The organism is Echinicola shivajiensis (assembly GCF_018642165.1).
GTDB classification, from domain to species: Bacteria; Bacteroidota; Bacteroidia; order Cytophagales; family Cyclobacteriaceae; genus Echinicola; species Echinicola shivajiensis.
In genome coordinates this window covers 326,847-342,833 of sequence record NZ_JAHHZM010000001.1, presented here as the reverse complement: position 1 = coordinate 342,833, position 15,987 = coordinate 326,847, and the positions used below count along the sequence as shown (strand labels likewise).

General features: G+C 39.2%; 17 protein-coding genes. 16 read left to right on the top strand and 1 reads right to left on the bottom strand.

Annotation, left to right across the window (positions count from 1 at the left end; all coding sequences use genetic code 11):
* Window positions 1-239 precede the first annotated feature (239 nt).
* The 14 genes from KMW37_RS01350 to hisIE all read left to right on the top strand — a co-directional run bounded on the left by KMW37_RS01350 (window position 240) and on the right by hisIE (window position 12,380).
* Window positions 240-1,652, top strand: a complete 1,413-nt coding sequence (locus KMW37_RS01350) for an anthranilate synthase component I family protein (RefSeq protein WP_215222809.1) — start codon at window positions 240-242, stop codon at window positions 1,650-1,652.
* Window positions 1,653-1,699: 47 nt separating this feature from the next.
* The gene (locus tag KMW37_RS01345; protein ID WP_215222808.1) at window positions 1,700-2,095 is read left to right on the top strand and encodes a four helix bundle protein; all 396 of its coding nucleotides are present in this window, start codon (window positions 1,700-1,702) and stop codon (window positions 2,093-2,095) included.
* A 54-nt stretch (window positions 2,096-2,149) separates the two neighbouring features.
* On the top strand, window positions 2,150-2,719 hold the full coding sequence (locus tag KMW37_RS01340) for an anthranilate synthase component II (RefSeq protein ID WP_215222807.1): 570 nt from the start codon (window positions 2,150-2,152) through the stop codon (window positions 2,717-2,719).
* A gap of 81 nt (window positions 2,720-2,800) precedes the next feature.
* A complete protein-coding gene (trpD, locus tag KMW37_RS01335; RefSeq protein ID WP_215222806.1) occupies window positions 2,801-3,811 on the top strand; it encodes an anthranilate phosphoribosyltransferase in 1,011 nt (336 codons plus the stop codon).
* Between the two features lie 9 nt (window positions 3,812-3,820).
* A complete protein-coding gene (gene trpC, locus KMW37_RS01330; protein WP_215222805.1) occupies window positions 3,821-4,639 on the top strand; it encodes an indole-3-glycerol phosphate synthase TrpC in 819 nt (272 codons plus the stop codon).
* Between the two features lie 3 nt (window positions 4,640-4,642).
* Complete coding sequence (locus KMW37_RS01325; RefSeq protein ID WP_215222804.1) at window positions 4,643-5,269, top strand: phosphoribosylanthranilate isomerase; 627 nt, start codon at window positions 4,643-4,645, stop codon at window positions 5,267-5,269.
* A gap of 42 nt (window positions 5,270-5,311) precedes the next feature.
* Window positions 5,312-6,490, top strand: a complete 1,179-nt coding sequence (gene trpB, locus KMW37_RS01320; RefSeq protein WP_215222803.1) for a tryptophan synthase subunit beta — start codon at window positions 5,312-5,314, stop codon at window positions 6,488-6,490.
* Between the two features lie 97 nt (window positions 6,491-6,587).
* A complete protein-coding gene (gene trpA, locus KMW37_RS01315) occupies window positions 6,588-7,364 on the top strand; it encodes a tryptophan synthase subunit alpha (RefSeq protein WP_215222802.1) in 777 nt (258 codons plus the stop codon).
* A 3-nt stretch (window positions 7,365-7,367) separates the two neighbouring features.
* Window positions 7,368-8,387 (top strand): bifunctional 3-deoxy-7-phosphoheptulonate synthase/chorismate mutase, encoded by a 1,020-nt coding sequence (locus KMW37_RS01310; protein ID WP_215222801.1) that lies wholly within the window; start codon window positions 7,368-7,370, stop codon window positions 8,385-8,387.
* A gap of 239 nt (window positions 8,388-8,626) precedes the next feature.
* Window positions 8,627-9,409, top strand: a complete 783-nt coding sequence (locus tag KMW37_RS01305) for a phenylalanine 4-monooxygenase (protein WP_215222800.1) — start codon at window positions 8,627-8,629, stop codon at window positions 9,407-9,409.
* A 246-nt stretch (window positions 9,410-9,655) separates the two neighbouring features.
* Complete coding sequence (gene hisH, locus KMW37_RS01300) at window positions 9,656-10,240, top strand: imidazole glycerol phosphate synthase subunit HisH (protein ID WP_215222799.1); 585 nt, start codon at window positions 9,656-9,658, stop codon at window positions 10,238-10,240.
* 2 nt (window positions 10,241-10,242) lie between these two features.
* Complete coding sequence (gene hisA, locus KMW37_RS01295; protein WP_215222798.1) at window positions 10,243-10,962, top strand: 1-(5-phosphoribosyl)-5-[(5-phosphoribosylamino)methylideneamino]imidazole-4-carboxamide isomerase; 720 nt, start codon at window positions 10,243-10,245, stop codon at window positions 10,960-10,962.
* Between the two features lie 7 nt (window positions 10,963-10,969).
* Window positions 10,970-11,725, top strand: a complete 756-nt coding sequence (gene hisF, locus KMW37_RS01290) for an imidazole glycerol phosphate synthase subunit HisF (RefSeq protein WP_215222797.1) — start codon at window positions 10,970-10,972, stop codon at window positions 11,723-11,725.
* A gap of 49 nt (window positions 11,726-11,774) precedes the next feature.
* A complete protein-coding gene (hisIE, locus tag KMW37_RS01285; protein WP_215222796.1) occupies window positions 11,775-12,380 on the top strand; it encodes a bifunctional phosphoribosyl-AMP cyclohydrolase/phosphoribosyl-ATP diphosphatase HisIE in 606 nt (201 codons plus the stop codon).
* Window positions 12,381-12,504: 124 nt separating this feature from the next.
* Here the strand turns inward: hisIE and KMW37_RS01280 are convergent, their stop codons facing one another.
* The gene (locus tag KMW37_RS01280) at window positions 12,505-13,836 is read right to left on the bottom strand and encodes a S41 family peptidase (protein ID WP_215222795.1); all 1,332 of its coding nucleotides are present in this window, start codon (window positions 13,834-13,836) and stop codon (window positions 12,505-12,507) included.
* Window positions 13,837-13,990: 154 nt separating this feature from the next.
* On the opposite strand from KMW37_RS01280, the gene KMW37_RS01275 reads away from it, so the two are divergent.
* Window positions 13,991-14,656, top strand: a complete 666-nt coding sequence (locus KMW37_RS01275; RefSeq protein ID WP_215222794.1) for a TetR family transcriptional regulator C-terminal domain-containing protein — start codon at window positions 13,991-13,993, stop codon at window positions 14,654-14,656.
* A 3-nt stretch (window positions 14,657-14,659) separates the two neighbouring features.
* Window positions 14,660-15,979 carry an ABC1 kinase family protein gene (locus tag KMW37_RS01270; protein WP_215222793.1) on the top strand — a complete coding sequence of 440 codons (1,320 nt, stop codon included), beginning with the start codon at window positions 14,660-14,662 and terminating at the stop codon, window positions 15,977-15,979.
* The last annotated feature ends 8 nt before the right edge of the window (window positions 15,980-15,987 follow it).

Sequence of the window (15,987 nt, the reverse complement as noted above, 5' to 3'; positions counted from 1 at the left end):
TGTGATAGGTGAAATTTTTTGGGATAAATATTTTTTTTAATATAAAATGCCTTTATATATTTGCCTATCGTAAAAATTATGAAACAAAAACATACTCAATATTGGTGGTGGCATACTCAACTTCTGAAAGCGGAAGAACAGCATGCTATTGTCTAAAATTAGAGAGTAGTAGAACCACATATAATGAGGCTTGCTGGAATTCCCAGTAAGCCTTTTTTATTTTATTTTCAAAGTTAACCATGAGCAAAACGCAAAATTTCAAGATCAAAACTCGCTACAAAAAGTTGCTGGCAGATACCATCACGCCAGTGAGTATTTATCTTCAGGTTAGGGATAAGTTTAAAAACCCCATTCTCCTGGAAAGTTCTGATTATCATGGGCAGGATAATAGTTACTCCTATATCTGTTTTAACCCAATGGCTACTTTTTCTTTTGATGGTCAGAAGGTGAAAGAGACTTTGCCTTCAGGTGAAAAATTGACCTATCAACTGGAAAAGGGAGAAAAGCTGGTGGATAATTTAAGGAGCTTTTCCAGTAAGTTTAAGGAGGAAGAAAACAATTTTAAATTTATCTCCAATGGACTTTTTGGGTATATGCAATATGATACAGTTTCGAGTTTTGAGGATATTAAGCTGGAAAACACCAAGGAATCAGAAATTCCCCAAGCTTACTATGCGGTTTATAAGAATGTGATTGTAGTGGACCATTTTAAAAATGAGCTGCATATTTTTGATCATCACATCAATGGCGAAGGGGAGGACAGTATTTCAAAAATAGAGACCCTGCTCAATAATAAGAATATTCCAAGTTATTCCTTTAAGCTTGATGGTCCTGAAGTTTCCAATTATACAGATAATGAATTTTTGGACATCCTTCGTCAAGGCAGGGAGCATTGCTTTAGGGGAGATGTTTTTCAGATAGTACTTTCTAGGTCTTTTACCACTGGTTTCAAAGGGGATGAATTCAATGTGTATAGGGCATTGAGATCTGTAAATCCATCACCTTATTTGTTTTACTTTGATTATGGCTCATACAAGGTTTTCGGAAGTTCTCCAGAAGCACAGATTGTAGTAAAAGGCAGAAAGGCTACCATTTACCCTATTGCTGGTACATTTAAAAGGACGGGTAATGATTTGGCTGATGCTGAATTGGCTACCAAGCTTTATGATGATCCAAAAGAAAACTCTGAACATGTGATGTTGGTGGATCTTGCAAGGAACGATCTCAGCAGATCTTCCGAAAAAGTGGATGTGGAAGTCTTTAAGGAAATCCAATATTACTCCCACGTGATCCACTTGGTCTCTAAAGTCACTGGAGTGCTGCCTGAAGAAGCCAACCCTTTACAGTTGGTGGCAGATACCTTCCCGGCGGGGACCCTGTCTGGTGCACCTAAGTACAGGGCCATGGAATTAATCGATGAATTGGAAGGTACAAGCAGAAGATTTTATGGAGGAGCGATTGGTTTCCTTGGATTTAACGGGGACTTTAACCATGCTATTTTGATAAGGTCTTTTGTTTCGGAAAACAATAAACTACGTTTCCAGGCAGGGGCTGGAGTGGTCGCCAAGTCCTCCATTGAGAGCGAGCTTCAGGAAGTTGCCAATAAATTGGAAGCCTTGAGGGTTGCGCTAAAGGCAGCAGAGGAGGTTTGATGTATGACTAAAATTAAAAGATTGAAAAATTTCAAGATTGGAAGATTATGGTAAAGATCAGCTGTTTTGAAGAGTTGGATGTTTGGAAGCACGCAGCTCAGATAGGGGTTGATATCTATCGAATAGCTGATAAAACCCCACTTTCTAAAGATTATAAATCAAGAGATCAGTTAATTTCAGCTGCAATTTCTATTTCAAATAACATAGCCGAGAGCTTTGAGTATAATAGCAACAAGGATTTTGTAAGGTTTCTCATTTATGCCAAAGGTTCAGCTGGAGAAGTGCGAAGCCAGGCTTATGTGTTGAATAAGGCTGCTCGGATCTCGGATGAAGATTATATTTCTCTCAGAGAGAGCCTTGTTCAGATTTCAAAGGAAATTAAAGGGTTTGTCAGTTACTTAAGGGAGTTTGAAAAAAATAAAAACAAGAAGGTAGGGGATTGAATGAAGGTTAATCTTTCAATTTTACAATATTCCAATCTTACAATAATAATTAACATGAAAATATTAGTACTCGATAATTACGATTCTTTTACTTACAACCTTGTGTACATAGTACGTGAATTGGGTTTTGGGAATCAAATGGATATATATAGGAACGATAAGATATCCTTGGAAGCTGTGGGTGCTTATGATAAAATTTTGCTTTCTCCGGGACCGGGGGTTCCCGCTGATGCAGGGATTATGCCTGAATTACTAAAGAAATATGCTGACAAAAAGGATATTTTGGGTGTCTGTCTTGGACATCAGGCCATTGGCGAGGCTTTTGGTTCAGGGTTGAATAATCTTACTGAGGTTGTTCACGGCGTGGCTTCTGAAGTAAAAGTCATCAAAGAAGATATGATTTTTAAGGGAGTCCCTGAGAAGTTTAAAATTGGAAGGTATCATAGTTGGGTGATCGATGAAAGTACTTTGTCCGATGAATTGGAAGTCACTGCCAAGACACCTGATGGTCAAATAATGGCTGTCAGACACAAAGAATATAAGGTACGTGGCTTGCAGTTTCATCCTGAGAGTATACTTACAGAGCATGGAAAGCAAATTGTTCTAAATTGGATCAAGGGATGATATCATACCTGATATAGTTAACTTATAAATTGAAATAACAACCATAAAAATAAAGGAACATTGTTCCGAAGGAGTCTAACCATGAAAGAAATATTAAATCACCTTATTGAGCACCAAACCCTTGGGAAGGAACAAGCCAAAGAGGTTTTGAAAAATATCACTTCTGGCCAATATAATCAGAGTCAAATGGCTGCTTTCCTGACAGTTTTTATGATGCGAAGTATCACAGTAGAAGAACTTAGCGGATTTAGGGAGGCCATGCTGGAGCAGTGTATTCCCGTTGAAATAGGAGAGTATGATGCCATGGATCTTTGTGGTACTGGAGGAGATGGGAAAGATACATTTAATATTTCTACCCTATCTTCATTTGTGGTAGCAGGAGCGGGCCAAAATGTAGCTAAGCATGGTAATAATGGTGTTTCTTCTATCTGTGGTTCCTCCAATTTATTGGCGAATTTTGGTTATCAGTTCACCAGTGATAAGGATGTAATTCGTAAAAACTTGGATGAAGCGGGGATTTGTTTTTTACATGCTCCATTATTTCACCCAGCGATGAAAAATGTAGGGCCTATCAGAAAAGAATTAGGGGTAAAAACCTTTTTTAATATGCTAGGCCCAATGGTAAACCCTAGTTTTCCGAAAAAACAGCTTGTAGGGGTTTTTAGTTTGGAGCTAGCCAGGCTATATGGCTATCTCTATCAGAATAATGATGTGAAATTCAGTATTCTTCATGCATTGGATGGTTATGATGAGATCTCATTGACCGGTGATTTTAAAATGATTTCTAACAGGGGGGAAAAATTGTTTGACCCTGAAAACATTGGACTACCTAAAATTTCGGCAGAAAGTATAAAAGGAGGTGAGACCATTGAAGAATCGGCAAAAATCTTTATGGATATACTCAAAGGAAAAGGCAGTATGGAGCAGAATGCAGTAGTTATTGCCAATTCTGCAGCTGCACTTTATACTGCTGATCACAAACTGAGTTTTGAAGATGCTATCGAGAGGGCTGAAGCATCTTTAAAAGGTGGCGCTGCTTTAAAAAAATTCAATGCTTTAGTGAATCCCAAAACATCTATTTCATTAGCTTAAGGAAAGAATATGAATATTTTAGATAAAATAATAGCCCATAAAAAAGGAGAGGTGGCCGAGAGGAAAAGCTTGGTGCCAACCAAATTACTGGAAAGAAGCATTTTCTTCGATAACCAGGTTGTGTCCATGAAGAAATATATTCTTCGCGAGGATAAGACTGGGATTATCGCTGAATTTAAGCGTAAATCACCTTCCAAAGGCTTGATCAACGGAACAGCCTCTGTTGAAAAAACCAGCATTGGTTATATGCAGGCAGGAGCTTCTGCCTTGTCCATTTTAACTGATCAGGAGTTTTTTGGAGGGAAAAATGAAGACCTTATTACAGCAAGGAAATTTAACTTCTGTCCGATTTTAAGAAAAGATTTTATCGTTGATGAATATCAATTGGTAGAAGCCAAATCGATTGGAGCCGATTGCATATTGTTGATTGCAGCGGCTTTGGAACCAAAAAGATTGGCTGAGCTCGCCAAGTTTGCCAAATCCCTTGGTCTGGAGGTATTGATGGAGGTACATGATGGGGAAGAATTGGAAAGGTCTGTCAATCCTGATTTGGATTTGGTAGGTGTTAATAATAGAAGTTTGAAGACCTTTGATGTTTCCTTGGATACTTCTTATGGTTTGGTGGATAAGATTCCTGATGAGTTTGTTAAAATTTCTGAAAGTGGTATTTCTGATCCCCAGACTTTAGTGGATTTGGCTGCAGCTGGATTTAACGGTTTCTTGATTGGTGAGAACTTTATGAAATCTATCAGACCACATCAGGCTGCTTTAAATTTCATGAATAAATTCAAGGACTTAAGTCCTGATTTTCACAGTCAGAAAGCATAAATTATGTTGGTGAAAGTTTGTGGGATGCGCGAGCCCAGCAATGTGTTAGAATTGTTGGATAAGGTTTCTCCGGATTTAATGGGGATGATCTTTTTTCCAAAATCTTCCCGCTATGTTGGTCTTTCAATTCCTGAACTAGAAGTTGCCGATGTAGTTAAAGTGGGAGTTTTTGTCAATAGGCCACAAGGAGAAATAAAGGAGATAGTAGATCAGTTTAATCTATCCTATGTCCAGCTTCATGGTGATGAAGGATTGGAATACGTGAAGGAGTTGAAGGGAATTACTTCAGCAGAAATTATCAAGGTTTTCAGGGTAGAAGAAAGCATTGACTGGGATGAACTGAAAGCACTAGAGCCCTTTGTGAAGTATTTCCTTTTTGATACACAGACAAAACAGTATGGAGGTTCAGGTAAGAAGTTCGATTGGTCCATATTGGAGGATTATCCTTTGCAAAAACCATTTCTTTTGAGTGGAGGAATCGATGAGGATAATGTAGATAAAATAAAAGAATTGGCCCAGAAAGTTCCTCAATTGGCCGGTGTGGATATTAATTCAAAGTTTGAAATCGAAGCAGCACTGAAGGATGTTGACAAGATCAAGACATTCGTCGAGGCTTTGAGAAGTAAATAGTTTAGTAAATAAAGCTTGCCAAAGGGCATTAGAAATAGCGTTATGATAAAAGTAGATGAAAAAGGGTTCTATGGTAAATTTGGAGGAGCATATATCCCAGAGATGCTTTATCCAAATGTGGAAGAACTTAAAAATAATTATGAGCGTATCATGGAGTCAGAGGACTTCAAGAAGGAGTTTCACAGCCTGCTCAAGGATTATGTTGGAAGACCAACTCCATTATACTTTGCGGAGCGACTTTCCAATAAATATGGAGCAAAGATTTATCTGAAGAGAGAAGATCTTTGTCATACTGGGGCACATAAGGTAAACAATACCATTGGTCAGATTATTTTAGCCAAAAAGTTGGGCAAAAAGCGAATCATTGCAGAAACAGGAGCCGGCCAGCATGGGGTGGCCACCGCGACCGTTTGTGCTTTGATGGGGATGGATTGTACTGTCTATATGGGTGAGATTGATATGGAACGCCAGAAACCCAATGTAGAACGCATGCGGATTTTGGGTGCAAAGGTAGTGCCTGCTACTTCAGGAAGTAAAACCTTAAAAGATGCTACCAATGAGGCTTTGAGGCAATGGATCAGCAATCCGGTAGATACTCATTATATTATTGGTTCTGTGGTAGGTCCACATCCCTATCCAGAGATGGTAGCCAGGTTCCAGTCAGTGATCAGCGAAGAAATCAAATACCAGTTAAAGGAAAAAGAAGGTAGGGAAAATCCTGACTTGGTAATTGCCTGTGTAGGTGGGGGAAGTAATGCTGCCGGTGCTTTTTATCATTATTATAATACTCCGGAGGTGAGACTGGCCGCCGTTGAGGCTGGAGGTCTTGGTGTTAATTCTGGGAAGTCAGCAGCTACTACAGCATTGGGGACCCCAGGGGTACTTCATGGCAGTAAAACGCTATTGATGCAGACTGAGGATGGACAAGTGATAGAGCCACATTCCATTTCAGCAGGTTTGGATTACCCTGGCATTGGGCCGGTTCATGCCCATTTATTTGATTCTGGAAGAGGGGAGTTTTACGCTGTTGATGATGAAGATGCCATGAAAGCAGGTATTGAGCTAAGTAGATTGGAAGGGATTATTCCAGCCATTGAATCAGCTCATGCACTTTCTGCATTGAAGCAAATAAAATTTGATGCTTCAGATATTATTGTGATCAATTTATCTGGTAGAGGAGATAAGGATTTGGATACCTATATCAAATGGGGAGGCTATTAGGAAGTACGAAGTTGGAAGTCCGATAACTGAAGTGAGTAAGAATTAACTAAAAGTGGCCTTTCAAAAACTAATCACCACTAACCAATAAAGAAAAGAAATGAACCGAATAGATCAATTATTTAAAACAAAAACGGAAGGAGTCCTTTCCATATATTTTACCGCAGGCTTTCCCCAATTGGAGGATACTTTGCCTATCATGGAGGCCTTAGAGGCTGCTGGAGCAGACATTATTGAGATAGGGATGCCTTATTCTGATCCCGTAGCAGATGGTCCTACCATCCAAGAAAGCAATAAGGTGGCCTTGGATAATGGTATGAGCATGAAAAGGCTTTTTGAGCAGTTGAAAGATATGCGTAAAACTGTTGCTCTTCCTGTGGTTTTGATGGGGTACCTGAATCCTATTATGCAATATGGAATGGAGGCATTCTGCAAGAAATGTCAAGAAGTTGGTGTTGATGGTTTGATCCTTCCGGATCTACCGATGCAGCAATATTTGGATGAATATAAGGAAATGTTTGATCAGTATGATTTGAGAAATACTTTCTTGGTTTCCCCTCAAACCAGTGAAGAGCGAATTAGAGAGATAGATCAAAAATCTGACGGCTTTATCTATATGGTTTCTTCACATAGTATTACCGGTGCAAAATCAGGAATCAGCGAAGAGCAGGTAGCATACTTTGACCGAGTGAAAGCCATGGAATTAAAAAATCCACGCTTGATAGGGTTTGGCATTTCAGATCATGCAACCTATACCACGGCTTCTTCCTTTAGCAATGGGGCAATAATTGGTTCAGCATTTATTAAGGTTCTTCAGAATGCGGAAAACCTTCAACAGGATATTAAAAATTACATTCAAGCAGTTAAAAACGGATAAGCCATGATTATTCAATTAAAACCTGATATTTCCGAAAGTCAAACCGAAAGTCTTATCAATGAAATAGGCCAGATAGGTTATAAAATCACTGAAGTTAAAACTCAGGAAGGTACCTATTTAGTAGGGATAGGTAGTTCTGATTTTGATATTAGAAGGTTTGGCCATCATGAGGGGATCCAGGATATTCATATCGTTTCTGATGCCTATAAATTGGTGTCCAGAAAGTGGAAGGTAAAACCAACATCCATAGACCTCGGTGATGGCGTGTTTATCAAGGAAGGAGATATGGCCATCATGGCGGGTCCTTGTTCCATTGAAACTGAAGACCAGATTGTAAAGGTAATCGATCACCTTAAGGCCAATGATATCAAGATCATGCGTGGGGGAGTTTATAAGCCAAGGAGCAGTCCTTATGCCTTTAGAGGTTTGGGAATTGATGGACTTAAATTATGGCATAAACTGGCTAGTGAAGCGGGGATCAAAATCATCACTGAAGTGATGCAGGTTTCCCAGATTGAAGAAATGCTAGATTATGTGGATGTGTTTCAGGTAGGAGCGAGAAATACACAGAACTTCAACTTGTTGGACGAGTTGGGTAAGGTAGATAAGCCGGTGATGATCAAGAGAGGAATTTCAGGTACAATTGAGGAACTTCTACAATCAGCAGAATATGTGTTTTCTGGAGGTAATGAAAAGTTGATTCTTTGTGAAAGGGGAATTAGGACTTATGAAAAGGCCAGTAGAAATACTTTGGATTTGAATGCTGTTCCTATTTTGAAGGATAAGTCTCATTTGCCTGTGGTGGTGGATCCTTCACACGGTATTGGTATTCGTAAGTTTGTACATCAAATGGCATTGGCAGGTGTTATGGCAGGTGCTGATGGAATAATCTATGAAACACATGAAGTGCCGGAAAAAGCCTATTCAGACGGGCAGCAGACTTTGAACTTTGCCCAAAGTGCACAGTTGACAGATCAGATCAGAAAAACATTTGCCATGAGAAAAACATTTGATTTGTTATAAGTCATTGATTTTGTTTTATTGAAATGAAAAGTTACCTTTGAGCATCATGTTCGAAAATCAAGCAGTAAAATATTATAGCCATTATTATCACTTCTTCTCCAGCTGGGATTAGGTGTAGGGCTGTATGCTTTACTTTGAGGAATAAATTTATAAGCCTAATCCATTTGGATTAGGCTTTTTTGTTTTAAACACGACTAGAAAAATAACGTAAATTTAGTAGGAACTAACCCAAATATAATATGACTGGAAAAACAGCGGATTGGGTCTTTCAGGATCCACGATTAAAAAAAATGGAGCAAGATTATGCTGCTTACACCCAAGAAGATTTTGAGGTGTGGAGAATCCTTTATGAAAGGCAAATTGTCAACCTTCCCAATGCCGCTTCTCAGGCCTATTTGGATGGGGTGAAAGAAATTAATTTTGGTCCTGATCGTATTGCCAACTTTAAGGAGGTTAATCAGATTTTGGGGAATTCTACTGGTTGGGGGGTGCAAGTAGTTCCGGGATTGATCGACGATGATTTGTTCTTTGGACTCTTGAAAAACAAGCGGTTTCCTTCTTCAACCTGGTTGAGAAAAATGGAGCAATTGGATTATTTGGAAGAACCTGATATGTTCCATGATGCCTTTGCTCATATGCCCATGCTGACCAACCAATCCTATGTGGATTTTTTGGAGAATCTGGGGGGGATAGCCTTGAAGCATATTGATAATAAGTGGGCTGTGGAGTTGCTCTCCAGAATTTACTGGTTTACCATTGAGTTTGGTCTGATCCGTGAAAATGGTGATTTGAGAATTTATGGGGCTGGTATCCTTAGCTCAGCGGGAGAAACCAAGTTTAGCCTTTCTGATGAACCAGCACATATCGATTACGATGTGAGAAGGATTATGCAGACAGCTTATTGGAAAGATAAATTCCAAGACAAATATTTTGTAATTGACAGCTTTGAGCAACTGTACAAGTCTCTGCCTGAGATTGAAAGTGTGCTGTTGGAAGAGCTGGCCAATTCATCGGTCGATTAAAGAGCTGAATTATGAAGAGGTGATTTGATCAAGCTTTCCTGAAAAGTTCTGAAAAAGGATAAAACAGCCAAATCAAGTCAAGAATACCTTCATTTATAGGGAATATTGTTTAATTTTGATGTTCTTAAAAAATGAAGCAAAAAAGCTGTTGAAAGCAGTTAGAAATATTAAAAACCTAAAGTATAGACCTCAACAGATCCCTTTGGGAGTTTGAGGTCTATTTAGCTTTAAAGTAGATTGAAATAAATGGATGTAGCCATTATTAAATACAATTCCGGGAATGTACAGTCAGTATTGTATGCCATGGAAAGATTGGGGGTGAAGGCTTCACTGACTGATAATCCTGAAGAAATCACAAAAGCAGACAAGGTGATTTTTCCCGGTCAAGGAGAAGCCAGTTCTGCCATGAAGTACCTAAAAGAAAGGAACCTGGATCAGTTGATCAAAGATTTGAAACAGCCCTTTTTTGGAATTTGCTTGGGACAGCAGTTACTATGCGAATATTCAGAGGAAAATGATACAAACTGCTTGGGGATTTTTCCCATTAAGGTAAAAAAGTTTCCTCCTTTGGATAAGGTGCCTCATGTAGGCTGGAACAATCTTGAAAACCTTAAAAGCCCCTTGTTAAAGGGGCTTGATGACAGTGATTATGTATATTATGTGCACAGTTATTTTGCAGAGGTTCATCCTGAATATACCATTGCTACTACGCACTATCTTAATGATTTCAGTGCCCTTTTACATAAAGATAACTTTTATGCTATGCAGGCACACCCCGAAAAGAGTAGTCTTTCCGGAGAGAAAATATTAACTAACTTCTTGAATTTGTAATCATGGAAATCATTCCAGCTATAGATATTATTGGGGGCAAATGTGTCCGTTTGACCCAGGGAGATTATGGACAGAAAAAAGAATATGCCAGCAATCCTTTAGAGGTAGCTCAGAAATTTGAACAAGCGGGAATTCGTCGTTTACACTTGGTAGATTTAGACGGTGCAAAAGCCAAGACCATTGTCAACAGGGCCGTACTGGAAAATATTACTAGCAACACTCAATTGAAAGTGGATTTTGGCGGTGGTGTACAATCGGATGAAACCATCCAAATGGCATTTGATGCTGGAGCAAGTCAGGTAACTGGCGGAAGTATAGCGGTAAAGAACCCTCAGTTGTTTGAAGGCTGGATAAATACCCACGGATCGGAGAAAATTATTTTGGGGGCAGATGCAAAAGATAGAAAAATAGCCATCAGCGGTTGGGAAGAAACTACTGAAGCTGATTTGGTGGATTTTATCAAAGATTACCATGCAAAGGGAATCAAGTATGTGATCTGTACCGATGTCGCCAAAGATGGTTTGCTTCAAGGGCCCTCTGTGGATTTGTACAAGGAGATTCTTCAGGAGATTCCAGGTATTCAGTTGATTGCCAGCGGCGGTGTGGCAGAGATGAAAGACTTGGAGGAATTGGAGAAAATAGGCGTTTATGGGACGATAGTAGGGAAAGCCTTTTATGAGGGTCGAATTTCTCTGGAACAATTGGCCTCATTCGTTAAATAAGGAAATTATGCTTACAAAAAGAATCATTCCCTGTTTGGATATTAAGGAGGGCAGAACCGTAAAAGGGGTTAACTTTGTGGATCTTAGGGATGCGGGTGATCCTGTAGAATTGGCCAAGGTGTATTCTGATGAAGGGGCTGATGAGCTGGTGTTTTTGGATATTACAGCGACAGTGGACAAGAGAAAAACATTGGTAGACTTGGTCACAAGAGTGGCCAAAGCGATCAATATTCCCTTTACTGTAGGCGGTGGGATTTCCACTGTTGAGGATGTGAAGATATTGCTCAATGCGGGTGCTGACAAAATCAGTATCAATTCCGCAGCGGTAAAAAGACCCGAGGTCATCAATGAGATGGCTGCTGAATTTGGAAGTCAATGTATCGTGGTGGCCATTGATACCAGAAATATTGATGGAATTGATTTCGTTCATACCCATGGAGGAAGAAAACCAACCATCTTGAAAACTCAGGAATGGGCAAAAGAAGTAGCGGAAAGGGGAGCAGGCGAGATACTATTAACCAGTATGGATCATGATGGTACCAAAGCTGGATTTGCCAATGATCTGACCAGTGAGATTTCTTCTGCTTTGAGTATCCCGGTGATTGCCTCGGGCGGGGCAGGAAATATGGAGCATTTCAAGGATGTATATACAGCTGGGAAAGCTGAAGCGGCTTTGGCGGCCAGTATTTTCCACTTTAAGGAAATAGCTATTCCTGATTTAAAATCCTATCTCTCTGGAGAAGGGGTAAGTACCAGGCTTTAAATAAAACAGTAAATAAAACGCTGGGCTTTTTATTGGAGCTCAATAGATAATGGAGAATTTAAAAATCGATTTTGAAAAGGTAAATGGATTGGTGCCAGCAGTCATTCAAGATGCGAATACCAATAAGGTGTTGATGCTGGGCTATATGAATGAGGAGGCCTTAAAGCATACCCAAGAAAGTGGAAAGGTGACTTTTTTTAGCCGTACAAAACAAAGACTTTGGACCAAGGGTGAAACCTCTGGTAATTTCTTGAATGTAAAAGATATCAAGGTGGATTGTGACAATGATACCTTATTGATTTTTGTGGATCCTGTTGGGCCAGTTTGCCATACTGGAGCAGATACCTGCTTTGATGAGAAAAATTCCTCTAAAACTGCTTTTATAGACCACCTACGAGGCATCATCAAGGATAGGAAAAACAATCCAAGTGATCAATCCTATACTGCTTCACTTTTTGCCAAGGGAATCAATAAAGTTGCCCAAAAAGTAGGCGAGGAAGCGGTGGAAATTGTTATTGAAGCCAAGGACGATAATAAGGATCTTTTTATGGGAGAAGCGGCTGATTTACTCTTCCATTATTTGGTGCTATTGGAGGCCAAAGGATATGAACTGGATGAGGTGATGGATGTGTTGATCAAAAGACATCAGAAATAGTGAACTGATCTATATTATATATTATTGAACCTGTCAAACCACAGATTTACACGTATGGACACTGTAAAAGATATTGTTTGTGTTGATACTTTAAATCTGTGGTTAGTTTTTTATGGTGCTAAATTTAATAAGCAGGAAACTCCTTTTTAAGTCCCTCAAAATCATCGATCATCAACCAGCTAGGTTGTTTTACCAATCTTCGGTCAGCAGGAGGGAAAGTACCATTGCTGATATGGTAAATGGCAGCATTTAGCCTAGGGTCTTCAAGATCTCCCCAGTTTTTGCTGACTTCATCTGTGGCCTGAAAATCTACAGGAAAACCCTCAAAATATTCCGCTTTGCCGTCTGCATTGGCAGTGGAAAAAGTAATGGGGACCAATTCGATATTGTGTTTTTTGAGCATTTTGTTGAAGTCTGAAACGGGGAAAGCACCTACTGGTTTACCATAAGTATTGCTACCTATCAAATAAACATCCATATAAGGGGTGAGGCAATTAATGGTCAATTCACTCGCAGAGGCTGAGCCTCCCGAGGTGATGAAGTAAATCCTGTCCAAGCTAATGCCACCTGACTTTTTGAAATTCGTGGCATTGTCATATTTGGTCTTATTGTGATTATGCTGATTGGTATACATGGTCATCCCATCAGCACTATTGGGAACAAGACTATTCATTATTTGCTCAGCCACATCGACCGATCCACCGCCATTATATCTAAGATCAATGATCAATTCATCGATGTTTTGTTCCTCAAAATAAGCCAGGGACTCTTCCACCTCAAGACTTTTGATGGGGGATTGGCCAGCTGTGGCTTTAAAACTGTTGTATACCCAATAGCCAATTCTTTTACCAGCGTTTTCATAGATGTTTTGATAGAGTACAGAATTGGCTTGATAGGCTTCTTTGGTAATGGTCCGTGTCGTGATACTTCCATCTGGAAGCTCAAAGGTGAAACTATTGCTCACGCCACTTTCCCCTGGGCCAAGTTGAAAGTCATAACCATTTCCGACTTTGTAACTTGGAACTGGTTTTCCATTTATTTCTAATACTTTCCAACCTCTTTGCCAGCCATCCATTCCTGCTGGGGATTCATTATACACAAATGCCAAATATAGGTTTTCTTCCGCATCAAGTGCCCAGCCAAACCCATGACCACTATTTTGGCCAGTAAAGGCTCTGTCAAAATCTTCAGGAGTTGTAATATAGGACCATCGGTCGAGAGGCCTGTATTTTAACCTTTCCAAATAGCCTTGTAAAGACTCTGAACGGTCAAGGGAAAATTGCTCAGGAAGTTCTTTGTTCCAAAAATACCATTCATGCATGCTGGCAAAAATGGCTGTTTTTGCGGTGTCTTCAATATATACTGGGTCATCAATCTCATTACAAGATGACAGCATAAACAAGAATACAATTGCTAGCGAAAAAAACTTGCTATACTTATTGAGAACTCTTTTCATAACTATTGACTGTACTAGTATAAACGTAATGCTCTTATTACTTGGTTTAATTAAACCCCTAAGATAAAGGATTGTTAAATTTTAGAATAATATACAAAAGTTAAAACCACATTAGACCTTTCGGTGTTAATAATAGAGCTAAGCAAAAACGATTATGGAAAAAACAGCAGCCAAGAAAACAACTAAGGTAGATAAAAGGGCCAAGCTCATTGAACAGTTTAAAAACCATGTGCTGGAAAATGGAAAAGAGCCCGTTTCTGTTTTTAAATTCACCCAGTCCTTGAAAATGAAGGAGGTGGATTTTTATGCTTTCTTCTCGAACTTTACAGGAATAAAAAGAGCGATTTGGCAATCTTTTTTTAAAGAAACGATAACCATTCTAAATAACCAGGAGGTTTATCAAGAGTATAGCGGTCGAGAAAAGCTTTTGGCATTTTTTTACACTTGGATAGAGGAGCTGAAGAACAATAGAAGTTATTTGCTGACCTTATATGGTACAGATAAGTTTCCTAAAAGCAGTTTGCCACAAGAGTTGGGAGGCTTTAGACAGGATTTTAAAGAATATATAAATGAGATTCTTCAGGCTGGAGAAGAAACGGAAGAAATAGCATCTAGACCATATATCAGTGAAAAGTATGATGAGGCACTTTGGTTACAGGTGCTTTTTATATTTAGATTTTGGATCAAGGATAATTCTGAAGGTTTTGAAAAAACCGATGAGGCTATAGAGAAATCAGTCAACCTAGCTTTTGATTTGATGGGCAAAAGTGCCTTGGATACCTTTATTGATTTTGCCAAGTTTCTTCACCAGTCCAGATAAATAATGAGAGAAAAAGGGAAAGAGCAAAGACAGATACCTGTCGGAAAGGTCCAACGTGCCGCAAAATTTATCAGCACGGGAGCTAAGGTTGGAGGGAACTATGTTAAACACTATGCAAAAAAAATAGCAGATCCGAAACTTTCCAGAGAGGAATTGGACAATGACAACGCCACCGATATTTATGATTCTTTGAGCCAACTTAAGGGAAGTGCACTCAAGGTGGCTCAAATGATGTCCATGGATAGGAATATGCTTCCTAGGGCATATCAGGAAAGGTTTTCTATGGCCCAATATAGCGCTCCTCCATTATCATATCCTTTGGTGGTGAAGACCTTTCAAAGGTACTTTGGTAAAACTCCAGATGTTTTATTTGACCAATTTACCAAGTCAGCTGTTAATGCGGCCTCTATAGGTCAGGTGCATCAGGCTGTATTAAAAGACAAGAAGTTGGCAGTGAAAATCCAGTATCCGGGTGTTGCGGATAGTATCAGTTCAGATCTGAAACTGGTAAGGCCTTTTGCATTGCGATTGCTAAATATTAGTGACAAGGAATTGAGCCATTATTTGGGAGAAGTAGAGGAAAGGTTAGTGGAGGAGACTGATTATGAGTTGGAAGTAAAAAGATCAAAAGAAATTTCTGCTGAATGTGCCCATATTCCCAATTTGGCCTTTCCTCAATACTATGAGGAGTTAAGTTGTGAAAGAGTGATTACCATGGATTGGTTGGCAGGAAATCATATCAAAGAATGGCTTCAAAGCAATCCTAGTCAAGATGATAGAAATATGATAGGTCAGGCATTATGGGATTTCTACCATCATCAAGTACATGAGTTGAAGCAGGTGCATGCAGATCCTCATCCAGGTAACTTTATTATTTTGGAGGATGGGAAACTAGGGATCATTGACTTCGGATGCGTAAAGGTTATACCAGAGGACTTTTATCAAGGTTATTTTAGTCTCATAAAGAAAGAATTGGTCGCCAATCAAGAGGAATTGGATAAGATTTTTTTTAGCCTTGAATTTATTTCTGACCAAGATACGGAGGAGGAGAAAAGATTCTTTAAATCGATTTTCAAGGAGATGATTTCATTGATTGGAAAGCCATTTCATGAAGAGCGCTTTGATTTTGCAGACAATAAATACTTTGATCAGATTTATGAATTAAGCGATAGGGTTTCTAATGATAAAATGTTCAAAAAATCGAGACAAGCCAGAGGCTCAAGACATGGCTTATATGTAAATAGGACCTATTTTGGATTATATAGTTTATTGAACCAATTGGGTGCAAAGGTTAAGACCACTAAGCCAGATTGGTTATTGTAATTTTGAAA

Excerpts from the sequence above, each read along its gene's own strand:
- hisA (WP_215222798.1), top strand. The coding sequence starts at position 10,243 with ATGGAAATCATTCCAGCTATAGATATTATTGGGGGCAAATGTGTCCGT.
- trpD (WP_215222806.1), top strand. The coding sequence starts at position 2,801 with ATGAAAGAAATATTAAATCACCTTATTGAGCACCAAACCCTTGGGAAG.
- KMW37_RS01345 (WP_215222808.1), top strand. The coding sequence starts at position 1,700 with ATGGTAAAGATCAGCTGTTTTGAAGAGTTGGATGTTTGGAAGCACGCA.
- KMW37_RS01305 (WP_215222800.1), top strand. The coding sequence starts at position 8,627 with ATGACTGGAAAAACAGCGGATTGGGTCTTTCAGGATCCACGATTAAAA.
- hisIE (WP_215222796.1), top strand. The coding sequence starts at position 11,775 with ATGGAGAATTTAAAAATCGATTTTGAAAAGGTAAATGGATTGGTGCCA.
- KMW37_RS01350 (WP_215222809.1), top strand. The coding sequence starts at position 240 with ATGAGCAAAACGCAAAATTTCAAGATCAAAACTCGCTACAAAAAGTTG.
- hisF (WP_215222797.1), top strand. The coding sequence starts at position 10,970 with ATGCTTACAAAAAGAATCATTCCCTGTTTGGATATTAAGGAGGGCAGA.
- trpC (WP_215222805.1), top strand. The coding sequence starts at position 3,821 with ATGAATATTTTAGATAAAATAATAGCCCATAAAAAAGGAGAGGTGGCC.
- KMW37_RS01280 (WP_215222795.1), bottom strand. The coding sequence starts at position 13,836 with ATGAAAAGAGTTCTCAATAAGTATAGCAAGTTTTTTTCGCTAGCAATT.
- trpB (WP_215222803.1), top strand. The coding sequence starts at position 5,312 with ATGATAAAAGTAGATGAAAAAGGGTTCTATGGTAAATTTGGAGGAGCA.
- KMW37_RS01325 (WP_215222804.1), top strand. The coding sequence starts at position 4,643 with ATGTTGGTGAAAGTTTGTGGGATGCGCGAGCCCAGCAATGTGTTAGAA.
- KMW37_RS01270 (WP_215222793.1), top strand. The coding sequence starts at position 14,660 with ATGAGAGAAAAAGGGAAAGAGCAAAGACAGATACCTGTCGGAAAGGTC.
- KMW37_RS01275 (WP_215222794.1), top strand. The coding sequence starts at position 13,991 with ATGGAAAAAACAGCAGCCAAGAAAACAACTAAGGTAGATAAAAGGGCC.
- hisH (WP_215222799.1), top strand. The coding sequence starts at position 9,656 with ATGGATGTAGCCATTATTAAATACAATTCCGGGAATGTACAGTCAGTA.
- KMW37_RS01340 (WP_215222807.1), top strand. The coding sequence starts at position 2,150 with ATGAAAATATTAGTACTCGATAATTACGATTCTTTTACTTACAACCTT.
- trpA (WP_215222802.1), top strand. The coding sequence starts at position 6,588 with ATGAACCGAATAGATCAATTATTTAAAACAAAAACGGAAGGAGTCCTT.
- KMW37_RS01310 (WP_215222801.1), top strand. The coding sequence starts at position 7,368 with ATGATTATTCAATTAAAACCTGATATTTCCGAAAGTCAAACCGAAAGT.